Source organism: uncultured Psychroserpens sp., from assembly GCF_947500255.1.
Lineage (GTDB): Bacteria > Bacteroidota > Bacteroidia > Flavobacteriales > Flavobacteriaceae > Psychroserpens.
Genome location: NZ_CANMRL010000003.1, coordinates 361,767 through 385,949, shown reverse-complemented (window position 1 = coordinate 385,949; position 24,183 = coordinate 361,767). Strand labels below are relative to the sequence as shown.

Here is a 24,183-nt window from a genome sequence, read left to right as displayed (position 1 = left end):
ACTATATAGACGAGTTTTTTTTTGAATTGTTACATGAATTTATTCTAAATGTGTTTGCGTAAATGCTTTGAGTTTTGTCCATGTATCCAATAACTCCAACCCAACCCAACCATGGCCAGCATCTGGATATAATGTAAACTGATGTGTCACGCCTAAGCTTGTTAATCTAGCTTCCATATCAACACCTTGACTTGTTGGGATAAGTGGATCTTGCCCACCATAAAATAAAGTTGTTGGAGGCGCTGAGGCTGTCACTTGGTGATACGGACTTACCTCTTCTAGAAAATTAATTGAAGTGTCAATTCCGAAGACATCAATAAGCTCTTGTAACACAGGGTTTTGATTGTTTAAATATGCAGGATCTGTAAAGTTTGTTGGTCCAACTATACTAGCGACCATTTTGACATCATTTTCAGTGTCAAAAGCATAACTCCAAAGCATTGATAGATGAGCACCAGCGCTCGTACCTAGAAATCCGATATCATTTGAAATCACATAATCACTTTGATTAGTTTTTAGTAGATTGACAACAGTTGTGATATCTTCAATTTGCATTGGATAAGGAGGATTGTTTTCATCTGCCAATCTGTAATTGATATTAACAATAGCAATATTTGGCAAGTCTTGAAGCATTAAATCTTTGAGTGGATTCATATCTACTTTATCTCCTGAAGTCCATCCACCACCATGAACTAAGATCATTACTTTCGTATTAATAGTTCTATTTGCAGGCAAATAGAGATCGAAAACTTGATCACTATCATTTCCGTAGGATACATTTAATTCTTGACGAAACGCTAAAGGTGTATCAATTTGTTCATTTGAAGAATTATCGTCATCAGAACAAGAAATAAGACTTAAGGATACAAAAATGAATAGGAAAGTATATTTAATAGTCTTCATGATGAAATATTTAATTACTTTGTAAACGCATTTGTAAGATACATATTATGGCTGAATTAGTAAGAATTTATGAAGACAATCCTAATCCTAAGGAGATTATGAAGGTTATAGATGTGCTTAAGCGTGGAGGGTTAATTATTTACCCAACAGATACCGTTTATGGTTTAGGTTGTGATATTACTAATATTAAAGCTCTTGAAAAAATTGCTAGGATAAAAGGAGTGAAACTTGAAAAGTCAAACTTCTCTTTTATTTGTGAAGATTTGAGTAATCTGAGCGATTATGTAAAACAGATAGATACCACAACGTTTAAAATTCTAAAGCGTGCACTTCCTGGTCCTTATACGTTTATTTTGCCTGGATCTAAAAGTTTACCAAATCCGTTTAAGAAGAAAAAAACAGTAGGTATTCGTGTCCCAGATAATAATATCGCTTTAGAGATTGTTAGGCAATTGGGTAATCCTATTATATCAACCTCTATTCGTGATGAGGATTATGTTATAGAATACACTACAGATCCAGAGTTGATTCTTGAGAAATGGGACAATTTGGTTGATATTGTTATTGATGGTGGTTATGGTGGTAATGAGGCTTCGACCGTTATTGACCTGTCACAAGATGAGCCTTTAGTTATAAGAGAGGGTAAAGGAAGTTTAGAGATTTTTTAAGTTCATCCAATATATCAGAAAATAAAGCCCAATCTTTCGATTGAGCTTTATTAAATTTATGATGATCTGTGAATTATTCTTCAGCAGATAAGTTTTTCATTTCTTCTTCAATCATTTCATAGAACTGATCAATTTTTGGTAATACAACAACACGTGTACGTCTGTTCTTAGCTCTGTTTTCGGCAGTGTCATTTTCAGCTAAAGGTACATAGCTACTACGTCCTGCAGCAATTAACTGACTAGGATTTACGCCTAATTCTTGTAGCACACGAATAATAGATGTTGAGCGTTTTACACTCAAGTCCCAGTTGTCTACTAACACACCTTTACTGTAAGTACGACTATCTGTATGACCTTCGATCATCGCTTCAAAATCTGGCTTACTTTGGATTACTTTAGCCACTTTGGCTAAGACATCTTTGGCTTTAGTTGTTACATTATAACTACCGCTTTTAAATAATAACTTGTCGGCAATAGAAATAAATACCACACCTTTCTCAACATTAACTTCAATATCAGGATCGTTGATGCCAACCGCTTTTTTCAAGCTAGTTACAATGGCTAATGTCACACTGTCCTTTTTAGTTAATGCATCTTGTAAACGTGATATTTTAAGATCTTTTTCTTTTAAACTCTCTAGAGATTTTTCTAGGTTTTCTGCACCTTTTTGCGTTAAGGTTGTTAAGTTTCCTTTAGTATCAATCAAATCCTGATTTGCTTTACGTAAATCGGATAGCTGTTCTTTCATGGCATCTACACGAGCCAATGCTGCGGCTTTATCAGATAAACAGCTGTTTAACTTTACGGTTGCAGTATTTAATAAGTCCTGAGTTTCTTTTTGCTTTTCTTCTAGTGCCATATATTCTTTCTTAGACACACATGAAGTCAAAATGAACATCCCAGCAACACTTAATAGCATTAATTTTTTCATAATAAAGTTTAATAATTAGTTGTTATTTAACGTATCAAAATTATACAAAAGAAAATACCCTTTGGTGCTCTTTAACTAAACTTTTAACACTTTTATGAACAATTAGAACGTTAATCTCTTTTTAACAAAGTATGACCATACAATCGACGTTGTTTTGTAGTAATTTTTTTTCTTCGGAAGTTGTTTACGCTGTTTTAATAGTCTTGGTAAGTGTCTGTAAAAGCTGAAATGTGCTTTTAAAATTGCCATGAAGTGTGACCATTTAAAGCTAAATAAAAATTTGAGCCCTGCAATGCCATCTAATAGCAACCTAATAAATATAATTGAGAAGAGAGAACCATCTACGTTTTTTGTAATAGTAAACAAGCTGTTCCTGAAATTAAGATAGGTTTTCTTTGGATTAACAGCGTTAAGCGTTGCACCACCAACATGAAAAACTGTTGAGGTGCCAATATATTTAGCAATATAACCAGCGTTGTATGCGCGCCAACATAAATCGATTTCTTCAAAATGTGCAAAATACGTTTCATCAAAACCATGAAGCGCTTTAAAAGTAGATTGCCTTATAAAAAGACAGGCGCCTGAAGCCCAAAAAATGGATGTCGTGTCATTATACTGGTCATGATCTTCTTCAATTGTATCAAAAATACGACCTCTACAGTATGCATAACCATATTTATCAATAAAACCTCCAGCTGCACCAGCATACTCAAAGAGTGTCTTCTTTTTGTAATCCAAAATTTTAGGTTGGATGATAGCGGTTTTCGGATGACGTTCAAATTCTGAAATAATAGGAGTCAGCCAGTTTGGAGTCACTTCAATATCACTATTGAGCAAACAAAAAATATCTTCATTTACGTGTTTTAGCGCCTCATTATAACCTTTAGCATAACCACCATTGCTTGTATTTTGAATGACATTTACATTAGGAAATTTCTGAATTAAAAATTGTATCGAATCATCAGTAGATGCATTATCGGCTACATATATTGTTGCATTTTTAGAGTGTTGTACGACCGATGGCAAAAACTGCTCTAGCAATTGCTTTCCATTCCAATTTAATATGACAACGGCTATTTTCATTTGTAAGCTGGAATATCTTTCAAGAAATCGTAACGCTTATTCTCGACATCCATTACGCAATAATAATGATTAATTCCGTTAGTGACCATTAAATAACTTGCATTTAAAGCTAAATTATAGCGAGCAATTTGATCAAAAGTTGTTTGGTTAATCTTGACTTTATATGATTTACACTCGACGATGAGGTGGATGCTACCATCAGAATTGAAGACAACGATGTCATAGCGTTTTGTCAATCCGTTTATTTTAAGTTCTTTTTCAACATTGATTAAAGATTTGGGATAGTTTTTATGTTGAATTAGATACTGAACGCAGTGCTGACGCACCCATTCTTCGGGTTGTAAAACGATAAATTTTTTACGAATCTCATCGAAAATAGAAACTTTATTTTCGTTATTTTTGAAACGGAATGAAAACTTCGGAAAATTGAGTTCTTGCATCAAGACGTATAGAGATTTTCCTCAAAGTTACTCTACTATAATCGAAAACCAAAGCCCAATTAGTTTTTTTGGAATTTGGAATTAATATTTGAAATTTCACAGTTTGGATGACGTAAAGCAAATAGTTGCAGATATTAAAAAAGGTAATATCAAACCCATTTACTTTTTAATGGGAGAGGAGCCTTACTATATTGATGCTATTTCAGAATATATTGAGAATAATATTCTTGCCGAAGAAGAAAAAGGCTTTAACCAGATGGTATTGTATGGTCGTGATGTGTCGGTAGATGATATTATTGGTAATGCCAAACGTTACCCAATGATGGCAGAGCGTCAAGTGGTTATTGTTAAAGAGGCACAAGATTTATCTCGTACTATTGAGAAACTTTCTAATTATGCCGAAAATCCACAGCCTACAACAGTTTTGGTCATAAATTATAAGTATAAGAAGATAGATAAGCGAAAGGCTTTGTATAAAACAATTAAAAAGTCAGGTGTTGTTTTTGAAAGTAAGAAGCTATATGAAAATCAGGTGTCAGATTGGATTCGTCGTGTCTTATCTGGACAGAAGTATACAATTTCACCTAAGGCATCGCAAATGCTTGTAGAGTTTTTAGGAACTGACCTTAGCAAGATTAATAATGAGTTAGAAAAGTTAAAAATTGTTCTTCCTGAAGGCACTCAAATCTCACCAGAGCATATTGAGGAGAACATTGGAATAAGTAAAGACTATAATAATTTTGAATTACGAAAAGCTATTGGCGAGCGCGATACAGTTAAAGCCTTTAAGATTATTAACTATTTTGCCGATAACCCAAAAGATAATCCAATGGTTGTTACGGTGTCTTTATTATTTAATTTCTTTTCTCAGCTTTTACATTTCCATGGTTTGCATGACAAAAATCCAAGAAATGTAGCTTCGGCATTAAAGATCAATCCTTATTTTGTTAATGAGTATGTCTCTGCCGCACGTCATTTTCCTATGCGAAAAGTAAGTCGCGTTGTGGCTACCTTACGAGAATTTGATGTAAGAGGAAAAGGTGTAAATTCTAACGCTGTACCTCAAGGCGATTTATTAAAAGAATTATTGGTCAGGATTTTTAGTTAAATTCTTGATTGAAACCATAAGTCATCTCATTTTCATTGATATACAAATAATAGATTTGATTTTTTCTTATCGATTGATTATCCATTTCATTTTCAATAGCCTCAATTAACTGTTTTGGTGTATTTCTATCGGCATTAATAATGTAGATTTGTTCATTCATATTGCAATGGTAACAATTTACATAATTCTTAATCTCATCTAAGGATGCGATTTTATCATTAAACTGCATATAAAACTCTTCGTTACCTAGCTTTTGGAACGTTTTACTTAGACTAGTCTTAATCTGTCCAATGAATATATAAGTAATAGGTTTATTGGGTAATTCGAGCAATTCAAAATTGATGTTTTTGAGTTGTGGAGGGTAAATGTCTACAAGTAGACCTATAGAAAATTCATCTCTAAAATTTTTAGTAGTGAGTTCTACTTTTTTCCAACGAATCGAATCATTAAAAAAAAGAACATCGTCTTTAATTTTATAATCAGAAGTGAGTTCAAAAAACCCAGTTGACCAGCTGTAAATCGAATCTTTAGGGATCTCAGATCCTCTTAAATAGTCATAACCATTGTTAAAAACACCTTCAGATACAGAGCTATCGGTATATCTATAACAGTTGATAATATTATTAGGATTGTCTACTTTATATTCATGCCAATGGCCAATAAGCTGTGTTTCTCTTGACAGACAAGACATCAAGAGTAAAGCTAAGACTATAATGATGTTATTCTTATACATCATTATGAATCATTAAAATTTAGCCTTAATCGTTTTATCCATAATTTTAAACATATCTTTTGATTCTTCAGAGTCTGAGCCATCTTCATTTTTAGAGTCTTGAAATGAGATGAAGTGCGTTTTTCCGTCGTTGGTATTCAATTCATAGATGTCGTAGCTAAGCTTTGTTCCTATTAAATTAATATCGATACGTTGTCCTACAAGCTTTAACTTTCCAAGTGTTGTACTTTTATCTGTTACTTTACAACTTTCTCTTCCAAATCGTTCAACCATAGCTTGAATAAAAAGATTTAGTGAGATGTCATCTTCATATTCGAAATACATGAATATAAAATCGTTACCATCTAAAGTCCAGTTTCTATAGCCTATATCTTTTTCAAATTCGTAAGCGTAATGTTTCGGATAGTCGAAAACAAGCGCTCCAAAATTGAAAGTGAGATAATCTGATGTTTTTGCTGTAATCGTTTTTCCATCCACTTTAATGGTACCACCATCCTTAACTTGATATTTTTCTCCATTGACTTCTATATCAATTTTTATTGAAGGTGCTTTACTGTCTTGGGCTGTAATGCATAGGCTAAATGCCAAAATGCATATTATGGTCAACATGCTTCTGTTCATGAGTAAGTATTGAATTAAATTATTGTCTTTAAAGTGGCAATATAGTGAATGTGAGAGAATTTTAGTCAAGAAATTTGAAAGTAAGCGATTAAGGTTTTTGATGACAATCTGTAACGCTCATAGCGCGGTGTTCAAATACCAGCTCTTCTAAAGTTATTAAACCGCTATCTTCTTCAAAATTGAGACCTTTGACTTTAATTGGGGTAGTTTTTGGAATTGTCCATTCTAAACAAGATTGAAATTCAGGATCGTCTACTTGAATCTTAAGGGAACCTTCGTTACGTTCTTCAAGTAGTTTTTCAATTCGCCTTTTTTGATCTTCAGAAAGCTGTTTTTTAAAAGTTCCTTTTTTTATGATAATGTTTGGGTGATACGTTAACCCATTCATTTTTTTCTTATGAAATTCACTGTCGGCACCATCTCTGTATTCTATAAAATCATCATCAAATTCCAAACCAGATACTTCTGTGCCGTAAAATTCCAAATCTGAAAAATCAATTCTAATACGAAATTTTGGTAAGAAATAACTGCCTCTTGATGATTGAGATTGCTTCATGACTTTTTTGATTTAAATTAAACAATCCTCAAATTAGTTTACTTTTTTAAACCACAAATTTCTAACACGCCCAGCCGACACTCTAAAACCGGTGATTTGTTTATTTGCATTTCTTTCAAACATAAAGCTGTAACCACCTGCCAGAAACATATCATGTTTAGCAGACGAAACACTAGTATCACTTGCCCGATGATGTGTAAATGTGAGCTTTCCATTTTTTATAACTGCATTGTAAGTGGTTTGTAATTCTGGACTATAATACGCACCAGTAAATTCTTTAAGGTCTGAAATCTCATAGCTTGGAGGTGTAAACCCATAGGATATTATAGGCTCATCGTCGTTAATTATAACAGTCATTTTACGTTTTTTATTTAATTCTGAAAACTTAACTCTTAGATCAACATTAATACCTAACATTTTAAATTCTGTCGGTGAAACTGGAGCAAGAGCACTTTCATTTCCTTCACCTCTGAAATATCTGAGCGTATCGTTTTTTACATAGATTTTGCGAGCATATTTTTGATCTTCATTCCAAAAATGACCATTAAATTTCTCTAATTCCTTAGATGACAATTTTATATAGTCAACGTCATCTGGAGTTGTGGTATCACTTGTACTAGTATCTTTTTCAATAAAATCCTCCAAATAAATATCTGCCACTTGCAGTGCTAAATTTCCAGGATTAGATTGAGCGAGATTACTAAAAACCATGACCGCAAAGTTTTGATCTGGAAATCGTCCCAAATAGCTACGATAACCAGCATCAGCACCACCATGTTGAATTTGATTTAAGCCTCTATGTGTATTTACAAATTGACCATATGCACCACCAAAGGTTTCTCCATTATTAAGCACTGCCAAGGTGTTCATTTTCTCAATAATAGCTTTGTCTCCAACGGTATTTAATGAGAAATTCATTGACCATAATGCGAGATCTTCAACAGTTGTAAATAAACTTGTGGCGCCTACATTTGCAAAACTTAAAACACTTTTTTTAAATGTATTGTTATTAACATAGTAATAGGAGTAAGCTCTGTTTTTTACAATTTTTTCATGATCATCATAGAACAATGTATTAGACATTTTTAACGGTTTAAAAATACGCTCTTCAGTAAACTCGGCAAATGATTTGCCAGAAACTCTGGCGACTACTTCAGCTAATAATGTAAAACCTGTATTGCAATAGGTGTATTCTTCACCTGGGTCAAAATTTAATTCTTTTTGTTGAGCTACTATTTTTAATATGTGTTCTTTAGTGATCACATCATCAAATCGCCATCCAGCTAAGCCTAATAAGGTCCATTGATCGCGCATTCCACTCGTATGTGATGCCAAATGTTTGAGAGTAATAGTTTTTCCAAAATCTGGAACTTCAGGAATATATGTCCTGATATCATCATCAAAAGATAGCTTACCTTCTTTTTCTAACAGTAAAATAGCGAAGACTGTAAATTGTTTTGAAACCGATGCAATGTGAAAGATTGTAGACGGCGAATTAGGTATACCATACTCTAAATTGGCACTGCCATAACCTTTTTTAAAAATGATCTTTTGATCTTGCACAACGGCAACAGTAGCTCCTGGTGCGTTGAGATCATCAAAATTTTTGAAGATAGCGTCAATTTTTGATTCTATTTCACCAGAAGCATCGTTTTGTGCTTCTAAATGTTTTAATGGTACTAACAAAAATGTAAGGACTAATAAAGAACAACGTATTTTAATAGATGTCATGATACTGATGCTTTTAGGTAGGTCAACTCAAATATATTTGAGGATCGTTCACTCTAATAGTTAGAATTTCAGGAGAACAAATTTAGCTGGTAACTAAGTTAGTAAAAGAAAATGAGCTAAGTGGAAATCTGTTCAGTTTTATGTGTTGTTATCAATTTCTACAAGCACATTCATGATGTTCATTGAGGTATGCGATTGTTGCTTCGCACATTTTCTCCAAGGTCTCGATATTTATATCTGACAGTTTTTTTACGTAGATACATGCCTTTCCCATTTTAAATTTCCCGAAGTTATCCAATAGATGTTTGTTTTCTTCGGTAGGAGAATACACATAGAGAGAGAATGCCGATTTCCGAGGAGAAAAGCCCAAAAGAGGTGCATCACCTTCATGTCCGCTAGCATAAATATAATGATAACTTCCAAAACCAATTATGGTTGGTCCCCACATTTTGGGTTCAAACCCAGACCATTTGCTTAGTAGTTTAATTAGCTGGAAACTATCCGCTTTCTTTTGCTCATTATCAACATATGAATTGATGAAATTGGTTACATTTACTTCTGTTTCGGTTGTTTTGTTTTTTGCCATGATTCGTTATTTTTTATTTAACCTCGATATATTCTGATGTCCCACCAGATAAATCTCCGTTTAACCAATTCCAGTCAAATCTCAATTCCAATTTACCATTTTGATCTTTGGAAATAGTGCCTTTAGATTCACCTACTTTTAACTCTCCTTCTTTAGTTAAGCATTGAAATAGGAGTTCGATTTTAGAAGTTTCTATCTGTTTTCCTACTATAAAACCTTCAGAAATAGCTCCACCTTTATACGTTCCTGTAATAATATTTTCATTTTGAAAATAATGAAAAATCGTTTTATTTGATGATAAACCACTTTTGTTTTCAATGGTAACAAATTTCTTGTCATTTAAATTCACTTACGTTATTCTTTAATAAGTTATACCGAGTTTACGCGTATTTAGTTACATGTACTAAAATAGTAAAATTAAATGTTTGATTTTGGTAGAATTGTTCTGGAGACGAATACATATTTATAGTATTATCAAATTTCTTTGGATATTAAAACCGATACCCAATACGTAAATGTAAATTAATGGCTGTTTCGTCTTTATCTTTTGTAAATCCAGAATTCTTGGCAAAGTAGTGGATGTAACCAACACCAATTCCAGCTTCATAGTTAAAATGTTGTCCAATATTTCTTCTCATACCCCAAGTTGGAATAATTGCTAAATTATCTACAATTCTTGCATCGTCACCAAATTTTATAAGTAGGTCATTTGAGTGAAAAGTTGTTTTTAACGCGAAGAAATTTCCACTATTATTATCAATTCGTTTAGATTGGTTTAACCGCTTATCTAGATTATAATACCAACGAGGTTCTAATGTAATAGCTGTTGTGAATAGAAAACCTGCATCTGGGTAAAAATCATCATTGTCATATGCATTTAAACCTAATTCAATTCGCAGTGCAATTTGATCTAAAAGCCTAAATTCATTATAAATCCAAAGTCCTGCGTAGCCTGTTTGAATTCCGAAGGTCGATTTTTCTACACTTGGCTTTTGTAATGTTTCAGTTATGTTTTGAGAGTTTGAGATACATGTAATTCCAAAAAGGAGTAGGGTCAATACGATATTTTTCATGGTATTTAAATTTAAAAGATTGACTACAAATCAATGCATTTATCATGATTTTGATTGACCAATAGAAGCATTGGTATGTTATCATATGTTAAAAAATAAGATGCTTGTTAAGACTTACTATTTTTAAATTCGGAAGGAGAGAGGCCTGTTTCTTTTTTGAATATTCTATTAAAACTAGTTCTTGATTTAAAACCACATTCGCATGCAATTCCAAAAAGATTATAATTATTGTAGCGATCTGATTTTATTTTTTTCTTTACAGCTTCTACGCGATATGTATTGATTAAATCATAAAACGTTGTCTTCATATATTGATTCAACATTGTCGACAATGTTTTGTCGGTTGTTGAAATTTGCTGCGCCAATTTCCCGAGTGTTAAATCTTCATCCAAATAGGGGTGATTTGTGTTTAATGTAGAGATTAACTTATGTTTTAGATGTTCAAATTCTTGTTTCTTTTCAGCTGAAAGCATCTTGTTTTCTGCTTTATTGGACTTTGATTTCGTGTCGTTCTGTAATAAAAAAGAGGGTAATAATACTTTAGATTGATTGATACCATAAAACCCTAAATAGGATACTAGAATAATCATTGCCAGTACAGAAAGGAAATCAGCATTCCATGAAAAGTCACCTAAGATAGATTCATATACTTTAAGTGCGAGGTCTAGACCAATGATGCTAAGTGCAGATAAGAGCATTACCTTTATCCAATTAAGATCATATTTGGTTAGGTTTGAGTATTCATATTTAGATAATTTTTGATGCTTTAATAAAAAGCGCAATGATATTGTGAGATACAGTAAAAAGTATATGTTTTCGGTTCTAATAATAAACCGTACTATGTTTGAATGTGTGTAAGCTAAAGCATTGCTATGATAGCTGTTGAATATCATTGTAGGAATAGTAATGCTCAAAGCAAATAAGACTGCAGGCGTGAAATGCTTTAAATGGTTTTTCACCAAACTCTTTTCATCTAAAAACAAAGATTTCACATAAAGGAGTAATAAAGGCGCCAAAGTAATAATTGTCATATCATTTGGCAGAAAGCATAGTTTAGCAAGCCAAGTAATGTTGTGTAGGAGCGCATAAAAATATAACGCCACACAAAAAAGAAGAGAAAACAGGACAAGCAATATTTTTTGAGATAGTGCTTTTTTCTTTATTCTTAAAAGCTGTACCAAAATGATGGCATTGATAACAACACCAGTAACTAAAAAGAAATCTAAAATTAAATTCATCAATTAAAGTTTAGATTTTTTTAATGATTTTCAACTTAGTTTAACAGGATTTTAAGCTATATCGACTTGTACCAGGCTCAAATAGTTTTTATAACCAAAAGTCACTCTATAAAGTGCAGAACCAGCACCTTTTCTTAGCTCTAGTTTAATAATAGAATCATCTTCTGCATGATATGTGATTACGTTTGAAGAGCACCAATCGATTTTGGCTTGAATAGTATGTACACCTAATGAAATCTCAAAAGTAGATTCTTCTCCGTCTTTGATTGTATCAACTACTTTTCCGTCGATTTCGACCTTTATTTTTCTTGCGCGATTTTCGTAACTAGAAACTCTATGGATTGTTAATTTGGGCATTAGTATTACTTTCTAATTTTTTCTACCACAAAATGGTGTAAAATTATAACGAATAGGTTTTAATTATTTTTTTTAAACTTTTGCGAATAACCTTCATTTGATATGAAGTTTAAAATTAGGTGTTGATCATTTAATTCGAAAGAAATTGTTGTAATATTTGGATTTTGACAATTCGTCGTTATGGTATTGTTGGTCAAACTAAAACTTCCAGTAGTGATTATTTCATCTGAATATGGATCACATAAAGAAGTATTGGTTGTTATTGTTCCGCTATTTTCGAATTCAATAGTCTTATCGCTTTCAACAGGCATGAACGTTCCGCTGCCGCCACCAGGATTGGCTAAAACCTCAATTAATTTCCAATTTCCTATTAATTCTATATTTGAATTATTCTGATCATCATTATTACAAGAGAGCATAAGTGTAATAACCAATAAAACTAAAAGTTGTTTTTTCATGTCTTTTTAAATCTATCATTTAATATGTAGATGCTTATTTGTGTAAAAGGTTGCGTTAATTTGTTTATTGCGAATGTTTATACAGTTTTTTTCTAATAGTTTTATGTTGAAAGATAAGTTGTTACTTTAAATTCAATTGCCAAGACACACCAAATTGGTCTTCAATAAAAGCAAATTTTGTACTCCAGCCATAGTTGTCTAAGGGCATCAAAGCTTTACCGTTTTCTGATAGTTTTGTAAAGAGGATTTCAATTTCATCATTTGTTTTGCATTCTACCATATTCGAAACGCCTGGAGTGAATGCCCATTCGTGTTTTATATAACTATCACTGCACATAAATTTACTTCCGTTTAGCTCAAATGTAGCAACCATAATTGTTCCTTCTTTGGCTGGTCCATCTTTACCATAGCGCTGAACATCAATAATTCTTGAATTTTCAAATAGTCCTACATAAAAGTTCATTGCCTCTTCTGCATTATTCTCTTGAAATGTCAAAAATGTTGCAATCTGTTTGTTTGAAGCATTTGACGCTTCTGCTTTTGAATTTTTTAAGCTATCAAGTTCAACACGTAATGCGTTTAGTTTTTCATTAGTATCCTTATTGCCTTTAGAATCAGAACAACTAAATACGAGTAGTGCAAGGATGAGTAAAGTTGTAATTCGGTTCATTTTATTAGTTTTTTAAAGTGTTTCTACAATTTGAATGTTATTTCCACAAGTGTCATTGAAAACAGCAAATTTCACAGTTCCCATTTTAGTTGGCTTTACGCTAAACTCAACCCCAAGTTCTATCAATCTGTCATAGTCGGCATCGACATTATCAACATCAAATTGCGTATACGGAAACCCTGCTTCCATCAATGCATCTTGAAAAACTTTACAAGGCTCAAAATGGTTAGGAGCTGGTTCTAGTAAAAGTTCTGGTCCATCCTGCCATTCTGCTGAAACTAGAGTGAGCCATCGATTGCCACCTTCTAATGGTACGTCCTTCTTTTTCAGGAAACCTAATTTTTCAGTATAAAATTTTAAGGCTTTTTCTTGGTCTCTAACCGGAATGCTAATTAGTGTTACTTTCATCGTTTTTGATTTGTTTTAGTTATTCACCAAAGTTCAGAACTCTAAATCTAATTTGCTTCTCGAAAGTTGCTCTTTTTGAAATACGCTTGGTGATTTTCCCGTTTTAGTTTTGAATAATTTACTAAAGGAACCTAAACTTTCAAACCCAACGGCGAAACAGGTTTCGGTTACCGTCATTCCGTTTATTAGATTTTCTTTTGACTTCTCAATGCGTTTGTCTGTTAAGTATTGTCTAGGTGTTTGTCCGTAGTACCTCTTGAAAAGTCTTAGTAAATGATATTTTGATGTAAATCGGATGTGTGATAAAAAATCCAATTTCAGATCTTTATCATAATTATTGTCAATATAATTACGTGTTGCGATTACAGTCTCTATCTGGCTATCGTTAGAATAACAGATCTTTCTTATTCGCTCTATTTCTGTTTGGTAAAATGTCATTTTACAAGTATATCGCAAACTGAAAATTAATTCTTATTACTCCAATTAGTGGCTTCCAAAATCTTATGAAAAATTTCTGTGTTTTCATAAATACCAGCGAATTCCTCAGCACCAGGACCATAAGCAAATACCGGAATTAATGCGGCTGAATGCCCTTTTGTAGAAAACGTCCCAGCCACCTCGCTGTAATCACTATAGGTGCTGCCATCTTCTCTTGTTTTAGTAGAGGCCGATAAGGTAAAGCCTCCAGTTTCATGATCGGCTGTTACTATTACCAAGGTATTACCATCTTTCTCAGCAAAATCGAGAGCCTTACCAATAGCATTGTCGAAATCAATAAGCTCTGCGATAAGATAGTTTGCATCATTAGCATGACCTCCCCAATCTATTTGAGACCCTTCTATCATAATAAAAAAGTTAGGATGATCTGCATCCTTACTAAGAAATTGTATCCCTAATTCGGTGGCTTTAGGTAAGAAATCACCACGTCCATTGCCACCTATAGAATCCATGTGAGTTGTTGCTAATAAATACGCCATTTTCGAATAATCTTTAATTCTTGCAAAGTCATCCAAAGCTGTTGTGTTTATACCAAACCCTTTTGTTTTCAAATCCTCCAATAAATTTTTACCATCTTTTCGTTGATTAAAAAACCTCGTACCACCTCCAGCAAAAAAATCAATATCAGATGCGACCATGTCTGCCGCAATATCTTCATAAAGTCCTCTATTTATAGCATGAGCATAGAAACTTGCAGGCGTTGCATGTTGTATAGATGAGGTAGAAATAACTCCTGTTTTAATATTTTGAGGTGATACAATTTCTACCAAAGTCTCTACTTCGGTAGAGTCATCGGCTACACCAATAGCACCATTGTAGGTCTTTACTCCAGAAGCAAAAGCTGTAGCACCTGCAGCAGAGTCGGTTATATCTTGCCTCGACGACGAGGTTTTAATAAGTCCGATCGTTTTAAAACGTGCATAATTTGGACTGGTTTCCTTAAAATAAAATGCCGAGGATATTTGCGACAATCCTGTGCCATCACCAATTAACAGAATCACATTTTTTGCCTTAGATGGTATTTCTTTTTTAACTACGTCATGTGTTTTACAGTTAAATAATAGTAGTGATAGAACCAGATAAATTATGCTTTTATGCGTCATGAGTTTATGTTTTAATTGTTGTAAATGTATTCATACATGTAGTTGGTAGGTGTTATTTTGTTTTACTAATTAATGCCACTTTGCATCTTTACTTCTGGTTATTAGTTGTTTCAAAACCTCTAGGTTTACATCCTTTAACTTGTTGATATACAAACATCCTTTTCCCCATTTACATTTACCTAGTTTTTTTAACAAATCCTCATGATCGTTAATGTCAAGAGTTAGATACACTGTGAATTTAGTTTTTCTAGGTGCAAAGCCTACATTAAACCATTCGAATTCTTCTTTACCATTCTTTCTTCTATACTTATAGTTACCAAATCCGATAATAAAGTTATCTCCCCAAATTTTTGGTTTACTACCTGTTATGTCTTCCATTATGGATAATAACTTTTTTGCATCTTCTTTTTTAGGTTCACTTTCTATATTATTAATAAAAAGGGATACATCTTTATTAGTTTCTTTAGTTGCGAGTCCAGCCATAAGTTTTCGGTTTCAGTTATTGTCGACGTGTTTATGTATGGTTTGTACGAATTAAAATCCGTAGAATTTTCATTCAAAGAAAATCAGTTGTTTAAAGATATAAATTTAAAATTTGGTAGGAGGTAAGTATAAATTTTAAATATGGTGGAGACAGGCATTTATTTTAAGAATCTAATTTGAGGCCTATAAATCACGTCCTTTTCATTACTAATTCGAATCGTGTTTAGCACTATTGAAATCAAATTAATAACATATAAAAGGCTAATAATAATAAAAAATGTGCTTAGAGTAATATGTTCTACAAGTCCGATTTTTGATATGATAAACACTACTAAGGGAATGAAAAATAGAAGTATTGTCCATGTAATTTCAAAATTGATTAAATCTTTCCCTAATGTGTTGATGTTTTTAATCTTACCTTTTTTCGATGTCCAAAGAATAAAAGGAACTAAAATTCCTAGCAATGGAAAGAACAGAAAAGTTAAGGCAGAGAGATTGAGGTAGTTTAAATATTTATTGTCTTCAATTATCGCCCAATCAATCAACTCATCAAGGTTTACGTTTAATGCGTCTGATAATCTTTTAAGAGACTCACCAGTTGGATTTGATTCGCCATTTTCAATCCTCTGAACAGTTCTTAAGCTTAAGCCTGATTCTTCTGCAAGAAACTCTTGAGACATTCCTTTTTGGCTTCTTAATTCTTTTATTCTTTTGGCTAATTGGTTCTTATCCATTTTTTATAGTATTGTTTTTCAGTTTTAAAACCTGTTTTTGTCTCATTATAGCAAAGGTAATAGAACCCACCAAAAACCCAGGTATTATTTGAATGAGTGAGCCGTAGATTATTTGATTCAATGCTACTTGTCCGAAATTGTCGAAATATAGTCCGTAATGGGTTCCTAATTCCCATTTCGTATCAATCCACCAAGCTAATGCAACAGGAAATCTTGATATTGGAGAATACACAATTAAGCTTAATAACAGTAGTAATAAGAATCGCTTTTTATTATGAAATTTCATAGACCAATATATGGAAACTCCAATCGTTAGCCATAGTAAGCCAATAATGAAAATGTAATTTTCAGGAATACCCATTAGTTCAAGAGTATAGCGAATTGGTGTCAAGAAAAGAGCAATTATAATTGGTGTTTTCACCAGGTAAAGCACTTCTTGAAATAATGTTTTTTGAGTTGTGATTTTTTTTTGCTTTATCATCAATACCTAAATGTTTAATTATATAAAGCAAAAGTAATTCGGTTACTCCGACATTGATGACGTCATGGTTATGACATCATTGCGTCATCTATGCGCAACGTAGCATTTACCTATTTAATGGTGTTTTTTATTCATCCTTTATTTTAAGCCATTGCTCATAAGTGACCACTCTTTTTTCTTCATCAGATTTAGGTGTTCCAGGTAAAATTCCAATAAATTCGAGCTCATGGCCGTCTGGGTCGCTAAAATATATAGATATTGCTGGCATCCAACAAAACACCATTGGTTTTTCTTTTTCATTGTCTAAAAAATTCCAACATTTTAAATTCCGAGATTTTAAAAACACGACCGATTCATTTAAAATCCATTCTGGCTCACATTCGAAAGCAAAATGACGAATATCAATGTCTTCTTTTGGTTTTTCCCATAAGCCGAGCATAAACTGCTTATCTTCTCCAATCCAAAAAAAGGCTGTTCTTCGTTCTGCTCCATAACGGCATTGTTTCAATCCGAGTGTTTTTGAATAAAACTCAATCGAGCGTTCAAGATCCTCAACAAATAAATGTGTTTCATAGAGTCCTTTTATCATAAAATCATGGTTTTTTTAAGACATAATAATGGTCTAGATGCGAAGTTGCATTGGCCATGTCTAAGGTAGTAAAAGAAAACGACCCAGAGGAAAACCTATTGTGATTTTGCATACAAATAAAACAGGTAATTGGTACTATTATATGCTTTATTGAGTTTTAGTCCCTTCAGCGAATTCTTTGAATTGGTTCATCCACTTTTGACTTTGTTGTTTGAATTTATTTGGAAATAACTTAGCCATTAGCTTAATCATAAACCCGTTGAACTTTATGTACTCGACATCTGAAGTGTATATTGTTTTGTTATTTCCTATGTCCTTAAAACGAGATGTTTGAGTATTTGTCATATGGATATGCTCATACAATGCAATTTTTTCCTTTGGTAGATTGGATGAAATAATGGTTTCAATAAGTTCTATTTTTTGTTTTGCATTAATCGTAATTTTAGATTTAGCCCCATTAGTATTTGGTGTTCCACTTAAATGTTTAATGCTCTGAAAGCCATCTTGCCATTCTTTGAAATAGTGCTCATCACTCCAAAGTTCAACAACTTTATCAATAGGTAAGTCTATTTCTATACGACAAGTATATTTCATAAGTACTATTTCTTTTTTGTTGGTTTTGGTTTTAGACTAGACGTATAATTGAAGCTTTTCTCTAAGTATTTTGATAAGTTTTCAAGATCATTAAGCAAGGAGCTAGGAACCGCAACATATTCTTTCATTACTCTTCCGTGTTGTACCATTAGTTCGGTATCAAATGTTTGAATAAAATCCTCTCTGTCATTTGTAGAAAGTCTTAATCCCATTTTACCCTCTTTGGATAAAAAAGAGAACATATGCCCATTTACAGAGGTATAAGGCATTGTTTTTCCTTTTCTTTCAATTTTTGGATTGGACTCAATTAATGAATCATATTGCTTTTGAGCGTCTTTCATTCTTTAATTTTTTGTACTAGTGAAAACCAATTTCCTGAGTCATCTTTAAACATTGCTTCTATACCAGATACTCCAGGTTTTGGTTCTTTTATAAACTCAACTCCTTTCTGTTTTAATTCTGTGTAAGTCGCATAAATATCTGTGCATTCGAAAATCCCAAATCCAAATGCTCCTTTTTCAACCAATTGTGTGAGTTGGGAGGCAATTTCTCCTACAAACATTAAACCTGTATTAATAGGAATTAAGGTTATTTCTAGCTCTTTTTGATTTTGAGGTCGAACCGTTAACCAACTTCCTTTATCACCAACAGACACGTCCATTACAACATTAAAACCTAATTTGTTGACATAAAAATCACGTGCTCTTTTTTGATCAAGGACAAAAATACTACTATGGGAAAGTTTGCTAATCATATGTACTTATTTAAATCAAAGTAAATGACTTTACTTGGTTTTGAATTGTCGAATCTTGCTTTTCAGATTTTCCATCCCAAATATTGAGCATAATCGGTTGGAATGAAGTTTAAAGGGTTTTGTTCTATCTGTTTTCTTTTAATTGTTCTTATTTTCGAAAACTCCAATGGTGTCATGAGTTCATTTTTCTTGAATAATTTAATAAATGAACTTGTACTTTCAAAACCAACAGAACTGCAAACTTCTTGTATAGAAATTTCTTTAGATAAAAGCGTTTTTGCTTTATTAAGTCTTAAATAAGTTAGGTATTCAAGAGGTGTTTTATTGTAACATTCTTTAAATAACCTGTGAAAATGAAATTTAGAAAAACAGGCCTGATTTGCTATTAGCTCAAGATTAATTTTTTCATGAAAATTAGCATCTATAAACAACTTCGCTTCTATAATTTGTCTGTAAACATAAATTCTTGGAATGGAAACGGTGTTCATTTTTTCTAATGGTAAATGGCTCTTATTTAGTTTAACTCCTTTACAACTAATTCAATTTGATTCTCAAAAAACGCAAAGCTATTAAAACCATGTTCTTTAAGATTGTCAAGCTGTTTTTTCAGATTTTTATTTTTCAGTTCTAATGACACATGATTACCTTGTGTTCTTAATTGTTGAGCAGAAGAGCAAAGCAGATTATAATCATCGTTGCGATTATATAGAATTGCAGTCTTATTTTTTGTACTTGGTACTTTAAAGTTTTGGTCTTCTAAAATAGCGATTACTCTTTCAAAACCAATTGAAAATCCGCAAGCAGGTATATCTTCATTTCCTTTAAGAAATTTTCCAATCATCCTATCATATCTACCACCACCAGCGATAGAAGACCCAAAGCCATCGGCTTCAATCTCGAAAATTTGACCTGTATAATAACCCATTCCTCGAACAAGTGACAAGTCTAAAACTATTTTGTACTTATCATCAGCTTGTAATTTTACAGTGTCAATGACCTTAGATAAATCATCTAATACCTCTTGTGATATGTTAGGTAGCATAGTTTTTAAACTATCTACTGTTATACCTGATTTTGTAGCTTCGGTTACGATAGCCATAAAAGAATTGATACAATTATTAGAAAAATTTGATTTTTCTAATTCTAGTCTTACACCTTCAAGACCAATTTTGTCTATTTTATCTAAGATGATAAATACTTTAGTAAAGTCTGCACTTTCAAATCCAGATTGTTTTGCAAGAGATTCTAAAATTCGTCTATCATTGATACGAACTTTAAAATTAGAGAATCCAATTTCCAATAAAGCTTCTGAAGTTGCTAAAATTAATTCGATTTCGGCAAGTATACTATTAAGACCAATTACATCAATATCACATTGCGTGAACTGTCGATATCTTCCTTTTTGAGGGCGTTCTGCTCTCCAAACACTTCCAGTTTGTATGACTTTAAATTCTTTAGGTAACTTTGATCTCTTATTTGCAAAAAACCTACAAAGCGGAACTGTCAAGTCATATCTCAAACCAAGATCGACCAAATCATTTTCTGATTGATCGTTTGAAATTTTTAGTTTTTCACCTCTCTTAAGAATCTTAAAAAGCATTTTTTCGTTATCACCTCCATCACCACTACTTAATAATTCGATGTTTTCGGTACAAGGTGTTTCAATTTGATTAAATCCATATTTTTTATACACCTTTAGGATTTGATGTATCACATAGCTTCTTAATTCAACTTCTTTAGGAGATAAATCTCTCATTCCCTTGACAGGATTACTATTTATTATCACGTTCTATTTATTTTGTCTTTTTGAGCTACAAATTTAATTATCTTTTTTCTCGTTTGGATATTCAGATAGAAAAGTTTTTAAATCGGTCACTAGGTTTGGTTTTAAACTCCTTTCTCTGTAACAATACACATTTGGATTTTTAGTTCCATCTGCTTTAAAATACCAAAACATATAACCTTGATGCATCATAAAAACAACATCTTTTTCGGTTAGGAATATTTCGGCATCATCTTCCTCTAGTAATTCTAAAGCCCATTGATTTAATTCCTTTCTATTGTACTATAATTCAGTTCCAACTAGTCCTTTTGGTACAGCTTTTAGCCATTCTAAACATTAGTTTAATTTTGAGAATCAATACTTAATTCATTGATAGATTCCTGCAATAAAGATTTGTATGTTTTGATATCTTTTTTACGAATGTTATTCCATGCTAAGTTTAGTCTTCTTAATCGTTCAAGACTAACTATACAATTTGGGATTGACTTTAATGAATTCCCCTCTAATTCAAGTGTTTTAAGAGTCTTGAGCTCACAAACAATATCAATTGAGGCTATGTTATTGTTATTTAATAACAGCTGCTTTAATCGCTTTAAATTCTCAATTTTTTTAGGAATTTCAAGTATGTTATTACTACTTAATTCCAAAAATTCAAGAGATTCTAAGCTTAAAATGATTTCTGGAAATCCTAAATTTTCACACCATCCAAGAGCTAAACTTTCTAAGGTTTGAAGTTTAGAAAATGAATTAGGAATGGAGGTGATTTTTTTACTGTTGGTTAGTCTTAAATCTTTAATTGATTTCAAATCACCTATACTATTTGGAAAATGAGAGAACTCATAATTTCTAACAAGATTTAAAAAAACTAAATTATCCAGCTTGCCAATAGACTCCGGTAAGGTGGTTAAACTATTGTCGTATAAATCTAGCATTTGAAGCTTAGTAAGTTCACCTAAATTCTCAGGAATTGTTGCTAGCTTGTTTGAGCCTAAATACAATTCTTCAAGTTCTGAAAGGGTTCCAATTTCCATTGGAAGTTGTTCCAATTTATTAGATCCTAGCCATAATTGTTTTAGATTATTTAGGAGGCCAATTTCTTTAGGCAAAGCAAGAAGTTCGTTTTTTTCTAACCTTAATTCATGCAATCTATTTAAGTTTTCTATTTGAGAAGGCATCTCACTTATTGAATTCCCATCTAAGGATAAGTATTCTAAATTAACTAGCTCTAGTATGGATTGTGGGAACCTATCTAAATTATTATTACTAGCATATAATGACGTAAGATTACTAAGCTTTTTTAGATTTTGAGGCAAATAATCTAAATCATTGTCACTTATATTTAGGTCTTTTAACTTAGATAAATTGCCAATAGTTTCAGGAATCTCATAGATCTCATTATTCTTTAAAATCAAAACTTCTAAGTTTTCTAATTGTCCAATCCAATCAGGAATAGTAGCAATCTTATTTCTTGAAAGATTTAAAAACGTTAGGTTTTTGAACTTAATAATCTCATCAGGGAATTCGGTTAATTTTTTCCAACTGATTGTTAAATTATAAACTTGTTCTGGGTTTTCTAAGGCTTCATCAATTGATTTGAAATATCTACTTTCTTGAGCGTGAATTGTAATGCTTGAGAAAGCGATTAGAAATGATAGTATATATTTCATTTATGTTGGTTATTGAATTTGTGGTGTCTGTTACAAAATTAGTGCCAATGCGTTCGAGTAATGGTTGTATTATAATTCTATTATTTTTTTTCTGAGACCAATTCGACTGCTTCCGTCAGAATACCAATTTTCCATTTCTGTGAATGGCTTGTAACCATGTCTGTCGTAGAATCTTAATGTAGATGCTCCTGAGGTCCAGAGCCAAATGTTTTGAGCTCCTAATGCTCTTATTTTCTTTTCTAATTCTTTTAGAAGGTTAGACCCTAAGCCTTGATCGCGATATTCCTTCTCAACAAACAGATCGGTCAGGTAGAACCAACCAGAATAGGTCTCTCCATTTTTATGCGCTAAACCAGAAGAACAACCAATAAGTCTGTTGTCTTTCAATGCCACAAAGCTTATTCTTTCAGTACTTTCTATGTCTATACCTTCTTCTATTGAAAGGTCATCAAACCCAGAATTGACAAGTTCAATTTCTTCAGAGGTCAATTCTCTATTTACAATATTGATATCATTCATTACTTTTCATTGATCATTTGATTTTTAATAGTATAGGGTTCCAATTCTCTTTAGTATTCCTTTCAGAATCTGAAGGATACACAATATCCTGTGCCTCTCCTAAAAAATCTTTAATTTCAATTCGAATTCGATTTTTTTTACTCTTAATTTTTCGTTTTGAAATTTTGAATTCAAACCCTTCATAAGGCACTATGCTTTCTTTGAAAGACATATTTTCATTGTGATTTACTATTTCAACATTATTTGAAATCCAATCTTTGTTATTGCCCCAATCCCAAGTTGGAATGGTATCATTCCAGTGATCACCTAATACCCTTTCGCCAAGTTGCATTGATGCGTGTAAATTAATTGTTCCAATTGAATCGTTATTTATATACAAGTCAATATATCTATTAATGCTATCAGTGTTTCTAATTCCTATAAATAGATTGACTTCATCTTCAATATAAAATAATGTAGTTGAAGGCGTCACAGTAATAATTTTGGAATCCTCCCAATCTTTTTCTTTCAAAAGACCATCTATCTGAATATCAATATTAGATTTTAAAGGAATCTCATTAAAATCATTACACGAAACTAATAAGGTCAGTGAAATTAGTGCTACGTATTTATGGAAGATATTCATGATTGTACCTAACGTGTTCGTACATGGTTTATGATGTTCGAGAACTAAGTTAGCAAAAATGGAATGAAGAGTGATTGGATTTTGATAGAAATCTGTGTACCATCAATAAACACTATTAATTATTTAGTTTTTTAGATTCCATATTATGTTTCAGTTTTCTTACTTCTATTTTTATAATACTTTCATTTTTTACTTTATGTTTTTTCTGTAAATATTTTTCTTGAATTGAAATGACTTCCAACTCAATTAATCTTTCCAATTGTTTTGATGATATGTTTAAACAAGCCCGAATAACGGATGATAGTTTAAGATTAAAATCAAAAGGATATTTAATCTTAAAAGTGATGATTTCGATGTCTGAACTTAATATATTCTCCAAGGTTATGTTATCGTGGAGTATTTTATATTCAACACTTTTAAAATCTAGTTCTATATTATTTTTTTGTTTTATGTCATAAGAAAATGCATATTTCCAAGCTGCTTGGATCTGGTTTTCAGAAAGTTGTTTGTGTAACTTTTTATTTATTGAACTTGTTTTGATTCTAGAAAATATTGTCATATTAATTGTATTATCACATTTTTTACATCTGTAAATCAACCATACATCTATATTTTTCTTTTGAGCATTTAATCTAAATTTTTCGCTGCAATAAAATCTATCATTATGACAATGACTGCATTTTTTTATTAATAGGGGAGTGCTTGTCGCTTTTATTTCCCAGGTATATTCGTTTCTCACAATTTATAAATCTGCCTAACATTTTTTTTGATTTTATAGACCATTTAATC

The 24,183-nt window shown here is 32.1% G+C and carries 34 protein-coding genes; 2 read left to right on the top strand and 32 right to left on the bottom strand.

Annotation, left to right across the window (positions count from 1 at the left end; translation table 11 throughout):
• Window positions 1-39: 39 nt before the first annotated feature.
• A complete protein-coding gene (locus Q0783_RS11215) occupies window positions 40-918 on the bottom strand; it encodes an alpha/beta hydrolase (protein ID WP_298895471.1) in 879 nt (292 codons plus the stop codon).
• 32 nt (window positions 919-950) lie between these two features.
• Here Q0783_RS11215 and Q0783_RS11210 point away from each other — a divergent pair, with 32 nt between their 5' ends.
• Entirely contained in the window at window positions 951-1,571 is a 621-nt protein-coding gene (locus Q0783_RS11210) for an L-threonylcarbamoyladenylate synthase (protein WP_298895186.1), read from the top strand.
• A 73-nt stretch (window positions 1,572-1,644) separates the two neighbouring features.
• Here the strand turns inward: Q0783_RS11210 and Q0783_RS11205 are convergent, their stop codons facing one another.
• The 3 genes from Q0783_RS11205 to Q0783_RS11195 form a co-directional block, all read right to left on the bottom strand.
• On the bottom strand, window positions 1,645-2,502 hold the full coding sequence (locus Q0783_RS11205) for an OmpA family protein (RefSeq protein WP_298895184.1): 858 nt from the start codon (window positions 2,500-2,502) through the stop codon (window positions 1,645-1,647).
• Window positions 2,503-2,604: 102 nt separating this feature from the next.
• The gene (locus tag Q0783_RS11200; RefSeq protein ID WP_298895182.1) at window positions 2,605-3,585 is read right to left on the bottom strand and encodes a glycosyltransferase family 2 protein; all 981 of its coding nucleotides are present in this window, start codon (window positions 3,583-3,585) and stop codon (window positions 2,605-2,607) included.
• The gene (locus tag Q0783_RS11195; RefSeq protein ID WP_298895180.1) at window positions 3,582-4,025 is read right to left on the bottom strand and encodes a type I restriction enzyme HsdR N-terminal domain-containing protein; all 444 of its coding nucleotides are present in this window, start codon (window positions 4,023-4,025) and stop codon (window positions 3,582-3,584) included. Before Q0783_RS11195 ends, Q0783_RS11200 begins: the two co-directional genes overlap by 4 nt.
• Window positions 4,026-4,128: 103 nt before the next feature.
• On the opposite strand from Q0783_RS11195, the gene holA reads away from it, so the two are divergent.
• Window positions 4,129-5,133, top strand: a complete 1,005-nt coding sequence (holA, locus tag Q0783_RS11190; RefSeq protein ID WP_298895179.1) for a DNA polymerase III subunit delta — start codon at window positions 4,129-4,131, stop codon at window positions 5,131-5,133.
• Here holA and Q0783_RS11185 read toward each other — a convergent pair.
• From Q0783_RS11185 to Q0783_RS11050, 28 genes are all read right to left on the bottom strand, one after another.
• Window positions 5,126-5,869, bottom strand: coding sequence for a hypothetical protein (locus Q0783_RS11185; RefSeq protein ID WP_298895178.1), 744 nt, complete (start codon window positions 5,867-5,869; stop codon window positions 5,126-5,128). The genes holA and Q0783_RS11185 overlap by 8 nt on opposite strands.
• Before the next feature lie 9 nt (window positions 5,870-5,878).
• On the bottom strand, window positions 5,879-6,487 hold the full coding sequence (locus Q0783_RS11180) for a hypothetical protein (RefSeq protein ID WP_298895177.1): 609 nt from the start codon (window positions 6,485-6,487) through the stop codon (window positions 5,879-5,881).
• Between the two features lie 88 nt (window positions 6,488-6,575).
• Window positions 6,576-7,043 carry a phage tail protein gene (locus Q0783_RS11175; RefSeq protein ID WP_298895176.1) on the bottom strand — a complete coding sequence of 156 codons (468 nt, stop codon included), beginning with the start codon at window positions 7,041-7,043 and terminating at the stop codon, window positions 6,576-6,578.
• Window positions 7,044-7,076: 33 nt separating this feature from the next.
• Complete coding sequence (locus Q0783_RS11170) at window positions 7,077-8,774, bottom strand: serine hydrolase domain-containing protein (RefSeq protein ID WP_298895175.1); 1,698 nt, start codon at window positions 8,772-8,774, stop codon at window positions 7,077-7,079.
• Window positions 8,775-8,925: 151 nt separating this feature from the next.
• A complete protein-coding gene (locus Q0783_RS11165) occupies window positions 8,926-9,360 on the bottom strand; it encodes a DUF1801 domain-containing protein (RefSeq protein WP_298895174.1) in 435 nt (144 codons plus the stop codon).
• 13 nt (window positions 9,361-9,373) lie between these two features.
• On the bottom strand, window positions 9,374-9,709 hold the full coding sequence (locus Q0783_RS11160) for a hypothetical protein (RefSeq protein ID WP_298759439.1): 336 nt from the start codon (window positions 9,707-9,709) through the stop codon (window positions 9,374-9,376).
• A 142-nt stretch (window positions 9,710-9,851) separates the two neighbouring features.
• Window positions 9,852-10,433 (bottom strand): hypothetical protein, encoded by a 582-nt coding sequence (locus tag Q0783_RS11155; protein ID WP_298895173.1) that lies wholly within the window; start codon window positions 10,431-10,433, stop codon window positions 9,852-9,854.
• Between the two features lie 107 nt (window positions 10,434-10,540).
• Window positions 10,541-11,671, bottom strand: a complete 1,131-nt coding sequence (locus Q0783_RS11150) for a helix-turn-helix transcriptional regulator (protein WP_298895172.1) — start codon at window positions 11,669-11,671, stop codon at window positions 10,541-10,543.
• A gap of 51 nt (window positions 11,672-11,722) precedes the next feature.
• Window positions 11,723-12,028 (bottom strand): hypothetical protein, encoded by a 306-nt coding sequence (locus tag Q0783_RS11145; RefSeq protein ID WP_298895171.1) that lies wholly within the window; start codon window positions 12,026-12,028, stop codon window positions 11,723-11,725.
• A gap of 59 nt (window positions 12,029-12,087) precedes the next feature.
• Complete coding sequence (locus Q0783_RS11140; protein ID WP_298895170.1) at window positions 12,088-12,486, bottom strand: lipocalin family protein; 399 nt, start codon at window positions 12,484-12,486, stop codon at window positions 12,088-12,090.
• A gap of 121 nt (window positions 12,487-12,607) precedes the next feature.
• On the bottom strand, window positions 12,608-13,156 hold the full coding sequence (locus tag Q0783_RS11135; protein ID WP_298895168.1) for a VOC family protein: 549 nt from the start codon (window positions 13,154-13,156) through the stop codon (window positions 12,608-12,610).
• A gap of 12 nt (window positions 13,157-13,168) precedes the next feature.
• On the bottom strand, window positions 13,169-13,564 hold the full coding sequence (locus Q0783_RS11130; RefSeq protein WP_298895166.1) for a VOC family protein: 396 nt from the start codon (window positions 13,562-13,564) through the stop codon (window positions 13,169-13,171).
• 33 nt (window positions 13,565-13,597) lie between these two features.
• Window positions 13,598-14,002, bottom strand: coding sequence for an AraC family transcriptional regulator (locus Q0783_RS11125; protein ID WP_298895164.1), 405 nt, complete (start codon window positions 14,000-14,002; stop codon window positions 13,598-13,600).
• A gap of 26 nt (window positions 14,003-14,028) precedes the next feature.
• Window positions 14,029-15,165 carry an alkaline phosphatase gene (locus tag Q0783_RS11120; RefSeq protein ID WP_298895162.1) on the bottom strand — a complete coding sequence of 379 codons (1,137 nt, stop codon included), beginning with the start codon at window positions 15,163-15,165 and terminating at the stop codon, window positions 14,029-14,031.
• A 69-nt stretch (window positions 15,166-15,234) separates the two neighbouring features.
• A complete protein-coding gene (locus Q0783_RS11115; RefSeq protein ID WP_298895160.1) occupies window positions 15,235-15,648 on the bottom strand; it encodes a DUF1801 domain-containing protein in 414 nt (137 codons plus the stop codon).
• A 158-nt stretch (window positions 15,649-15,806) separates the two neighbouring features.
• The gene (locus tag Q0783_RS11110; RefSeq protein ID WP_298895159.1) at window positions 15,807-16,382 is read right to left on the bottom strand and encodes a helix-turn-helix domain-containing protein; all 576 of its coding nucleotides are present in this window, start codon (window positions 16,380-16,382) and stop codon (window positions 15,807-15,809) included.
• Window positions 16,375-16,863 carry a hypothetical protein gene (locus Q0783_RS11105; protein ID WP_298895157.1) on the bottom strand — a complete coding sequence of 163 codons (489 nt, stop codon included), beginning with the start codon at window positions 16,861-16,863 and terminating at the stop codon, window positions 16,375-16,377. The genes Q0783_RS11110 and Q0783_RS11105 overlap by 8 nt, the downstream gene beginning before the upstream one ends.
• A gap of 127 nt (window positions 16,864-16,990) precedes the next feature.
• Entirely contained in the window at window positions 16,991-17,452 is a 462-nt protein-coding gene (locus Q0783_RS11100) for a VOC family protein (protein ID WP_298895155.1), read from the bottom strand.
• Between the two features lie 147 nt (window positions 17,453-17,599).
• Window positions 17,600-18,046: an SRPBCC family protein gene (locus Q0783_RS11095; RefSeq protein ID WP_298895153.1), complete on the bottom strand. Its 447-nt coding sequence runs from the start codon at window positions 18,044-18,046 to the stop codon at window positions 17,600-17,602.
• A 5-nt stretch (window positions 18,047-18,051) separates the two neighbouring features.
• On the bottom strand, window positions 18,052-18,387 hold the full coding sequence (locus tag Q0783_RS11090) for a hypothetical protein (protein ID WP_298895151.1): 336 nt from the start codon (window positions 18,385-18,387) through the stop codon (window positions 18,052-18,054).
• Window positions 18,384-18,800 carry a VOC family protein gene (locus tag Q0783_RS11085; RefSeq protein WP_298895149.1) on the bottom strand — a complete coding sequence of 139 codons (417 nt, stop codon included), beginning with the start codon at window positions 18,798-18,800 and terminating at the stop codon, window positions 18,384-18,386. The genes Q0783_RS11090 and Q0783_RS11085 overlap by 4 nt, the downstream gene beginning before the upstream one ends.
• 62 nt (window positions 18,801-18,862) lie before the next feature.
• Window positions 18,863-19,288, bottom strand: a complete 426-nt coding sequence (locus tag Q0783_RS11080; protein WP_298895147.1) for an AraC family transcriptional regulator — start codon at window positions 19,286-19,288, stop codon at window positions 18,863-18,865.
• A gap of 26 nt (window positions 19,289-19,314) precedes the next feature.
• Window positions 19,315-20,556, bottom strand: coding sequence for a histidine--tRNA ligase (gene hisS / locus Q0783_RS11075; RefSeq protein ID WP_298895145.1), 1,242 nt, complete (start codon window positions 20,554-20,556; stop codon window positions 19,315-19,317).
• Between the two features lie 63 nt (window positions 20,557-20,619).
• Window positions 20,620-20,775, bottom strand: a complete 156-nt coding sequence (locus tag Q0783_RS11070) for a hypothetical protein (RefSeq protein ID WP_298895143.1) — start codon at window positions 20,773-20,775, stop codon at window positions 20,620-20,622.
• Window positions 20,776-20,924: 149 nt separating this feature from the next.
• Window positions 20,925-22,250: a leucine-rich repeat domain-containing protein gene (locus Q0783_RS11065; RefSeq protein ID WP_298895141.1), complete on the bottom strand. Its 1,326-nt coding sequence runs from the start codon at window positions 22,248-22,250 to the stop codon at window positions 20,925-20,927.
• A 69-nt stretch (window positions 22,251-22,319) separates the two neighbouring features.
• Complete coding sequence (locus Q0783_RS11060; protein ID WP_298895139.1) at window positions 22,320-22,769, bottom strand: GNAT family N-acetyltransferase; 450 nt, start codon at window positions 22,767-22,769, stop codon at window positions 22,320-22,322.
• 13 nt (window positions 22,770-22,782) lie between these two features.
• Complete coding sequence (locus Q0783_RS11055) at window positions 22,783-23,394, bottom strand: hypothetical protein (RefSeq protein WP_298895137.1); 612 nt, start codon at window positions 23,392-23,394, stop codon at window positions 22,783-22,785.
• 115 nt (window positions 23,395-23,509) lie between these two features.
• Complete coding sequence (locus Q0783_RS11050) at window positions 23,510-24,133, bottom strand: DUF1062 domain-containing protein (RefSeq protein WP_298895135.1); 624 nt, start codon at window positions 24,131-24,133, stop codon at window positions 23,510-23,512.
• Window positions 24,134-24,183 lie beyond the last annotated feature (50 nt).